This is a genomic window from Curtobacterium sp. MCBA15_008 (assembly GCF_001865065.1).
Lineage (GTDB): Bacteria > Actinomycetota > Actinomycetes > Actinomycetales > Microbacteriaceae > Curtobacterium.
In genome coordinates this window covers 65800-73200 of record NZ_MJGN01000015.1, presented here as the reverse complement: position 1 = coordinate 73200, position 7401 = coordinate 65800, and the positions used below count along the sequence as shown (strand labels likewise).

The window sequence follows — 7401 nt, the reverse complement described above, 5'->3', positions numbered from 1 at the left end:
CCCGTCCCGATAGCCGATCGGCCAACGGGACCCGAGCTAGGGCGCTGCGGCGATATTCTCGACGTGAACCCGCCCAAGGCGCATCTACCCGGCAAGGGTGCGTCCTGCCCGCAGGATGGCGAGGGTGGTTGCCCGTTCGAGCCGGGCCGGGTCCGTAGGCCTCACTTCGCTGCGGGAGATGTCGGAGGCCATCAACGAACACGTCCGAGCGGCCATCCTCCACCGGGGCGAGCCGGAGCTGCCTCCATCGCGGCTTTGGATGGCCGTCGACGCGCTCTCAGCAGCGCGGTGGTCCCATCGGCCATGCTCGGATGCATGCAGCGGTTGTGGGCTTGGTGTTCGGCTTTCCTGGGCCTGGTCATCATGGTTGTCGACTACGTCGACGGCGCGATCCTCGGGACCTGGTTTGATGAGCACGCTGTCTTCGACGCGCCGGACGCCGTCGGCGAGTTCTTCATCGCCGGCCTCGGTCTGGTCCTTCTGGTCGGGGGTGTACTCACAGCCGTGCTCCCTCGGCATCCCGCGGACCACTCGAGCGCCCGGTAGCGGATCGGCTACGGACGTGGAATCAGTGGGCAGCGGTGTCGGCTTCGGCTGTCGGAGCTCGCCCGTGTTCCTGCTTGCGGGCGTAGTAGGCGGCGCTGAGTTGGACGATGGCGAGAACTGACCACGTGATCGCCATGAACGTGTGGAATCCGGACGGGTCGACGATGGCCAGAACGATCCAAATCACAGCCAGAGCGGCCCAGGTCCACGCAAGCCACGGGAGGGGCTTCCCGACGATTCGTTCGAGGATGCTGCGCCGCTTCGACTCGGTCATGTACGTGACCCTATGGGATGGGTTCTAGCTGTCAGACGGAGTCCGGTAGCCGATCGGCTATTGAGCCTCGGCGCAGGCGGCGAGGAGGGTGTGTAGCTCGCGGAGCGGCGGTTCCAGTGGGAGAGCCTGGACCCGCTGCTCCGACCTCTCGGTTTTCCGAAGGGGCTCAAGCGTGCGCCGAAACTCCACCTACATCGGAACACCCTCGGTCGGGATCCCCTTGCTGGCGCGGACTCGAGCATCAGGCCGTCAACCACCGCGGATCGAGCCGGTAGTCCTCGATTCGTTTGTCCAGCGCAGCGCGGACTTGTTCGGGAGCGTCATCTCCGACAAGCAGGCGGAGGCGGCGGTCGTTCCGGTCTGCGACGTGCGCGAGGACAGCGGCTGCGATCGTCGCGGGTGAGGTTCCGCCACCGGTGCCTCCGGCGGGCCACGGCACCTCGGTAGTTCCGAAGAGGCCGACCCGGAGATCGTCGTACTCGGGGACGGGTGTCGCGAAGCGCATGCTGCCTGCAGCCCAGTCAGTGTCCATCGCCCCGGGCTGCACGATCGTCGTGCGGATGCCGAACGGGGCTACCTCGGCTGCCATCGCTTCGGTCCACCCCTCGAGGCCCCATTTCGCTGCGTTATAGAGCCCGAGTGTCGGCATGGTGCCGACGGCGCCGACCGTGGAGATCTGCACGACGTGGCCTTCTCCCTGGCTCCGCATCACGGGCACGGCCGCCTGCGAGAGCCAGAGCGGACCGAGCAGGTCGGTAGCAAGAAGATCCTCGGCCTCGCTCTCTCCGACTTCTTCGACCGCTCCGATGAGGCCGTAGCCGGCGTTGTTGACCAGCACATCCAGTCGTCCGAGCTCCTCGGCCACGGAGGCGACGGTGACTCTCGCCACCGCACGGTCGCGAACGTCGAGATGCCGGACGTGTAGCCGCTCGTGGGGAGCAAGAGTGTGCTCGCCGCGGACGGTCGCGACGACGACGTGCCCCTCAGAGAGTGCAGCGAGGGTAAGGGCGCGGCCGAGACCGCGGGCGGCGCCGGTGATCATCCAGACCTGTCGAGTGCGCATGGAACCATCGTACCCAGAACGAGACGCACCGTCTCGTTCGGGTAGACTTCTCGACATGGCCAGCAAGCGGACGCGGGCACGTGTTCACGAAGCGGTGCTCGGCCTCGTGGCCGATGTCGGATTCGCGCAACTCACGATGGAGGGCGTCGCCCGCCGCGCCGGCACGGGCAAGCAGACGCTTTACCGGACGTGGCCGTCGACGGCTGCGATCGTGTTCGACGCCCTTCTCGCCCGGAGCGAAGGCCCGGAAGGCGCCGTTGTCGTGCCGGACAGTGGTGATCTGAAAGCCGACCTGCGCCTCCTGCTCGAGGGAACGATCCGGGAGCTGACCTCACCCGCGACCGAACCGCTGCTGCGTGCAGTCACTGCCGCGATCCAGTCCGACGTCGAGCTCGCACGCCAGTACCGCGAACGGCTACTCGAGCCTCAGATGGCAGCCATCGCCCATCGCTTCGACCAGGCGGGCGCCGCTGATCCGGCAGCGGCAGCGGAACTCTTGCTCGGCCCCGTGCTTCACAGATGGCTGCTCCGTAGCGGGGGCTTCGACCGCGGGTGGATCGAGCAGCACACCGACCGAACTCTGCTCGGAGCGCACGTGTACTGAGGCACCGTGCGTGTCCGGTGAACGATCCGCTACCGGACCGGCGTTTAAGGCAGGGACACGGCGATCTTGAAACCGACGTGGGAGTCAATGAAGCCGAGTCGGCGATAGAACCGGTGCGCATCAGTTCGGGCGGCGTCGGAGGTCAGCTGCACCAGCGGCGCTCGGAGCTCGATCGCGGCCTGCTCCACGACCCATCGCATCACAGCCGTCCCTACACCGGACGATCGTTCGGTGCTGGCGATCCGGACTGCCTCGACCAGCAGCCGGGTACTGCCTCGTCGCGCCATGCCTGGAATGACCGTCAGCTGCAAGGTGCCGATGACGACGCCACGCCCGTCCACCACGACCAGGACGTCGTTGCTCGGATCGTCGATGATCCGCCGGAGCGCTTCTGCGTAGGCGGGTTCGTCTGCAGCCCCCGCAACATCGCCGCGCCCCGCGCTAATCGTGTCGTCGGATAGGAGCCGGATGATCGAATGCAGGTCCTCGAGCGTTGCTCGTCGGAGCAGCAGGTCCGACGCTCGGAAGGTGAGGGTGAAGGGCAGGCTCAGTCCAGAGATCACACTGCATTGTGTCGATCGAACGACAGCCAAGGCATCGAAACACTCCGACGGCCCGCGGGACGAGCACCATCAACACGTCCGGAAGACGATCGGCCACCGAGACTGCGGTCGAGTCAGACGTCGACCTGGTACCCGAGGCTGAGGTCTTGCGCGTTCTGCCCGCGGATGCCCCAGTTCAGCTTCGGCGTCTCGGTGATGGTGATCTCGATGCTGTGCGGTGGGATTCCTGTCGCTGACTCGATCCGGGCAAAGAGTTCGCTGATGAGCGCTCGCTTCGCGGAGGTAGTCCGACCTTCGAACATCGAGATTTCGATGATCGTGTAGCGCGGGCCTCTGTCCTCGGGGTAGATGAAGTCGGCAGGGTTGAGCGGGATGAATCGTTGGAACCGCTTCTCGGCCGGGTAGTCCAGCGCCTTCATGATCGCGCCGTGGATCGCGTCCGAGAGCGCCGCACGATGTACGTCGATGGTGGATTCGAGGCCGTAGACGATGACTTGAGCCATGACGAGATGCTAGCGAGCACATCCGCGGGCTCCGTCTCGGTAGCCGATCGGCTACCGGTCGCGCTGCTGGTCGCTTCGTCGTCGCCACTCCCCGCCGGCGTAGGCGAGCGTGTACAGCCCGACGATGGTGAGTGGCGAGATAGCCAGAAAGACCAACATCGAGTCGACGAGGAACAACAGCAGCGCGGCGACGCCGAGAAGAACGACCCCGACGAGGACGAGCGTCCAAAGTGGTAGACGTCGGCCCAGCCACTCGCGATTCGTCATGATGGTGAAGCTACCCGTGGCACAAGCCGACCGACGTCCCGATGAGCGATGGGCTACCGGTGCGCGGCGCGGCCCAGCACTGACGCCGCTACGTGCTGGGGCTGCGAGATGTACGGCGAGTGGCTGGCGCTGAGTACTTCGTGGCTGCTGCACCGCTTCGCCATCCGCAGTTGCAGAGCGGGGCTCATCGCGCGGTCGTCCGAGCAGACGATGTAGTGACTGCCCGAGCGCTCCCACGGTGCTGCTTCGACGACACCTCTCCCGTGCCCCGACGCCTGCGGCACGAGCAGGTCTACGGCCCGCCGTGCTGCCTGCGGGTCACAGCCGGCGTAGAACAGCTCGACCGCCGCCTCAGCCGGGATGAACGTGCCACCTTCCGGGTGTGGCCGGACGAAAGAACTCACCGGCGCGTCAGGGCCACCGAGCTGCGCGCAGCTCTCTCCGACCCTCGGTGTGAAGGCCGCCATGAACACGAACGAGGCGGCCCCCTCTACCCCGGCGACCACCGCACCGCCGTAGCTGTGGGCGACCAGCACGGGCCTGTCCTGACAAGCGTCGACGGCTCCCTGCACGGCCTCGGTATCGGCCGCGAGCGACCCCCGGTGGAGGCGGGGAACATGGACGGTGGCACCACGCGCGTCCAGCGCCTCCTTGAGCGGCTGCATGTGCTGCGGCTGGTGGTACAGACCGTGCACGAGGATCACTTCGGGAGACGTCACGCAACCAGCCAACCTGCGATCGAGCCCGACAGCAAGTGCGCTACTGAGCTGGCTTCCAGACGAGCCACTTCCGGGCAACCTCGTCAGACAGGTCCACGTCGAAGCGGCGCGCGATGAGGAGGACCTGGGCGAGCACGTCCGCCAGCTCGGATCTGAAGTCGCTTTCGAGTTCTTCTCCGGAGCGGCCTTTGTCGCGCGCCTGACCGGCCCGGGCGAGGTACGCCTGTGTCAACTCCCCCACTTCTTCGTTGAGCTTCAACACGAACCAGTCGTCGGTCCGGTCGGTGCGGTGACGCTCCGCATAGAACGCCGAGACCTGCTCGACCTCGTCCCTCAACTCATCGATCTGCACCACCGCAGTGTCCCATCGCACGGGCACGGACACCGATCAGCTGGCCATCTGGGCCTCCGGTAGCGGATCAGTCAGCGGGCGGTGAGGAAGTCACGGAGCATTACGCTCCACTGCTCGAAGGCGTCCAGATGCGCGTCGTGTGAGGCGCCGACAAGGTCGGCGCGGCTGACACTTGCGCCGCGGCGGACAAACTCCGTCTTCTGTCCCTCGGAGAACATGCCGCCGTCCGCGTACACGACGAGCGTCGGAGCGGCAATGCTCTCCCACTCGCTCCAACGCGGCACCGCCACTTCCGTGATGATTCGCACCATCACGTCGGCATCGAAGCGCGGATATAGGCCGTCGCTGCGCAGTTCGAGATCCGCAGCCCACGCCTGAGCTAGTGGACCACCACCGAGCGCTGCACGCGCGTCCTCTCTGCTGGCAAATGGCACCTTCCAGGAGCGGAAGTAGTCGCCGAGAGCGGCGTGGTCCTCTGCGGAGCCGCCGCCCTCGTTTCCTTCCAGGAGCACCAAACGGCGCACTAGCTCCGGGTGGGCCGACGCGACAAGCATCGCGGTGTGTGCGCCCATCGATTGGCCGACAAGATCGATCGGCCCCTCCGACTCGGTCCGGACCACGGCCGCGACATCCTCGACAAATGCGGCGCGAGTGATATCGGTCGGTTTGCGGGTGCTGAGCCCATGCCCGCGCTGGTCGACGAGGATCACCCTTCGCGGAGCGAGCGCATGCGCGGTCGGCATGAACTCGCGGCTGCTGCCGGCGAGCCCATGCAGAATGACGATCGCCGGGTCTTCTCCATCGAAGACCGAATACGAGATTCTTGAACCGTCCGCGACGTCCACCGCGCGCCGTGCTCCACCCACGCGCCAACGCTACCGCGGCAGGGGTCGTGTGCCCGACAGCCGATGGCGGTCCGGACGGTAGACAGGGGCATGCCTTCCTCGGACGACGTCCCACATCTCCTGCAGACCGTCATCGACACGTCTGCACCGCGTGAGCTGGCCGAGTTTTACCGGTCGCTCCTGGGCCTTCGGTATCGCGACGGTGACGCTCCTGCTGCTGATGAGTCGGAGGAACCCGAGTGGTTGGTGCTGACCGCCGAGGACGGCACCCGCCGCCTGGCCCTCCAACTCGCTCCTGACCAGCCCCGACCACAGTGGCCGACAGGCTCACCCCCGCAGATGCTCCACCTCGACCTGACCGTCGACTCGACAGCAGCACTCGAACAGCAGCGGGCTCGCGCCCTACGCCTCGGAGCGGCAGTCCTGACGGATCGGTCCGCCGACACTGCCGAACCCCTCATTGTCTTCGCGGACCCTTCCGGGCACCCCTTCTGCATCTTCGTCACGCCGTGCACCCCGTCCCGGTAGCCGATCGGTTTCCGGGACGCGGTGCGACCGGACCACGACTATCGTGCGCATCATGACCACATCGCGCCCACGACGACCAGAACGTAGTACCTGGCAGCTGTGGTCCCCAGCGATCGTAGGCGTCCTCGTCTTGGCGTCATCCCTACTCGGGTTCGCATCCGACGAGCCCCTTCGGCTCTGGTTCGCCCTGCTCGGTGCAGCCGGATTCGTGCTTGCAGTGATCGCTATCGTCCGCGCTATCACGTACAGGCGCGGCGTCCGGTAACCGATCCTTCACCGAGACGCGAAAGTGGGGCGGCTCGCTTCGAGCCACCCTCAACGGCAGGACATCACGGACTATCGCCCGCAACCAGCGCACTACGATCGGCGGGATGGAGCTGATCACCGATCCCGCTCGGTCCGCGTGGCTGACCGCACGCATCGACGGGTCCGACACCGTCGCCGGGACGTCGGGATCCGGCTTCGAGGCGTACGCCCGCCTGCTCCATCCCTTGACCGCGTACCGGGTCGACTCGTCGACGGCCGACGAACACGGAGAACCGCTGGTGCTCGAGTCGAGCGTGTGGCGGTGGTCCGAGGTGACAGCCAAGACCGGACGGACGGTGCATCCCGACGTGGCGTGGAGCGCGGTGGGCGGACGCGACGACGAACGGGAGCTGGTCTTCGATGACGGGTGGCGCGTTGAACCTCCCGAGGAAGGGTGGTTCGCCCCGACGCAGCTCGCAGCGTTGACGGAGCACCTCGCGGCTGCGACCACCACCCCGCTCGAGGTGCTGGCGGCGATCTGGGACGGCTGGGGTGACCTGGACGGCAGCTTTGGAGCTGTTACAGATGCGAGTACACGGCGCGGACGTTCACGGATTCGTAGTCCGTAACGAGCGCTCCGATCTCCTCGTGAACGGCGTCCCACGAGGGGTCCGCGTCCTGCGCGGCGAGTGCTTCATCGCTGATGAACCACTCCATTGCCCACATGGTGTCGGGGTCGTCCTCGGAACGAGAGATGATGCTCCTGTCGACGGCCGAGGATCTGGCGCTGGCGTCAGCGCAGAGGGCGAAGAGTTCGTCGCCGCGGCCGGGTTTTGCGGTGAAGCGGATCACTTTGCCGGGCTGGGCCGGTGAGATGCTAGCCATGGGTGT

At 66.5% G+C, this 7401-nt stretch carries 12 protein-coding genes; 3 read left to right on the top strand and 9 right to left on the bottom strand.

Annotated elements, in window-relative coordinates; genetic code table 11:
• Positions 1 to 315: 315 nt before the first annotated feature.
• Positions 316 to 546: a hypothetical protein gene (locus BIU96_RS08155; protein ID WP_139199911.1), complete on the top strand. Its 231-nt coding sequence runs from the start codon at positions 316 to 318 to the stop codon at positions 544 to 546.
• A 22-nt stretch (positions 547 to 568) separates the two neighbouring features.
• Here the strand turns inward: BIU96_RS08155 and BIU96_RS08150 are convergent, their stop codons facing one another.
• Both BIU96_RS08150 and BIU96_RS08145 read right to left on the bottom strand, forming a co-directional pair.
• Entirely contained in the window at positions 569 to 820 is a 252-nt protein-coding gene (locus tag BIU96_RS08150; RefSeq protein WP_071292104.1) for a hypothetical protein, read from the bottom strand.
• A 241-nt stretch (positions 821 to 1061) separates the two neighbouring features.
• Positions 1062 to 1883: an SDR family NAD(P)-dependent oxidoreductase gene (locus BIU96_RS08145; RefSeq protein ID WP_071292103.1), complete on the bottom strand. Its 822-nt coding sequence runs from the start codon at positions 1881 to 1883 to the stop codon at positions 1062 to 1064.
• Positions 1884 to 1938: 55 nt separating this feature from the next.
• On the opposite strand from BIU96_RS08145, the gene BIU96_RS08140 reads away from it, so the two are divergent.
• Positions 1939 to 2487 (top strand): TetR/AcrR family transcriptional regulator, encoded by a 549-nt coding sequence (locus BIU96_RS08140; protein ID WP_071292102.1) that lies wholly within the window; start codon positions 1939 to 1941, stop codon positions 2485 to 2487.
• 44 nt (positions 2488 to 2531) lie between these two features.
• On the opposite strand, the gene BIU96_RS08135 is transcribed toward BIU96_RS08140, so the two are convergent.
• From BIU96_RS08135 to BIU96_RS08110, 6 genes are all read right to left on the bottom strand, one after another.
• A complete protein-coding gene (locus BIU96_RS08135) occupies positions 2532 to 3050 on the bottom strand; it encodes a GNAT family N-acetyltransferase (protein WP_071292101.1) in 519 nt (172 codons plus the stop codon).
• A 113-nt stretch (positions 3051 to 3163) separates the two neighbouring features.
• Complete coding sequence (locus BIU96_RS08130) at positions 3164 to 3553, bottom strand: tautomerase family protein (protein WP_071292100.1); 390 nt, start codon at positions 3551 to 3553, stop codon at positions 3164 to 3166.
• 51 nt (positions 3554 to 3604) lie between these two features.
• On the bottom strand, positions 3605 to 3820 hold the full coding sequence (locus tag BIU96_RS08125) for a hypothetical protein (protein ID WP_071292099.1): 216 nt from the start codon (positions 3818 to 3820) through the stop codon (positions 3605 to 3607).
• A 53-nt stretch (positions 3821 to 3873) separates the two neighbouring features.
• Positions 3874 to 4539 carry an alpha/beta hydrolase gene (locus tag BIU96_RS08120; protein WP_217642248.1) on the bottom strand — a complete coding sequence of 222 codons (666 nt, stop codon included), beginning with the start codon at positions 4537 to 4539 and terminating at the stop codon, positions 3874 to 3876.
• A 40-nt stretch (positions 4540 to 4579) separates the two neighbouring features.
• Positions 4580 to 4891 carry a MazG nucleotide pyrophosphohydrolase domain-containing protein gene (locus tag BIU96_RS08115; RefSeq protein WP_071292120.1) on the bottom strand — a complete coding sequence of 104 codons (312 nt, stop codon included), beginning with the start codon at positions 4889 to 4891 and terminating at the stop codon, positions 4580 to 4582.
• Positions 4892 to 4962: 71 nt separating this feature from the next.
• The gene (locus BIU96_RS08110) at positions 4963 to 5757 is read right to left on the bottom strand and encodes an alpha/beta fold hydrolase (protein ID WP_071292098.1); all 795 of its coding nucleotides are present in this window, start codon (positions 5755 to 5757) and stop codon (positions 4963 to 4965) included.
• A gap of 42 nt (positions 5758 to 5799) precedes the next feature.
• Between BIU96_RS08110 and BIU96_RS08105 the strand changes: the two genes are divergently transcribed.
• On the top strand, positions 5800 to 6264 hold the full coding sequence (locus BIU96_RS08105) for a VOC family protein (RefSeq protein ID WP_368072970.1): 465 nt from the start codon (positions 5800 to 5802) through the stop codon (positions 6262 to 6264).
• An 825-nt stretch (positions 6265 to 7089) separates the two neighbouring features.
• Here BIU96_RS08105 and BIU96_RS08100 read toward each other — a convergent pair.
• Complete coding sequence (locus BIU96_RS08100; protein WP_217642247.1) at positions 7090 to 7395, bottom strand: putative quinol monooxygenase; 306 nt, start codon at positions 7393 to 7395, stop codon at positions 7090 to 7092.
• Between the last annotated feature and the right edge of the window lie 6 nt (positions 7396 to 7401).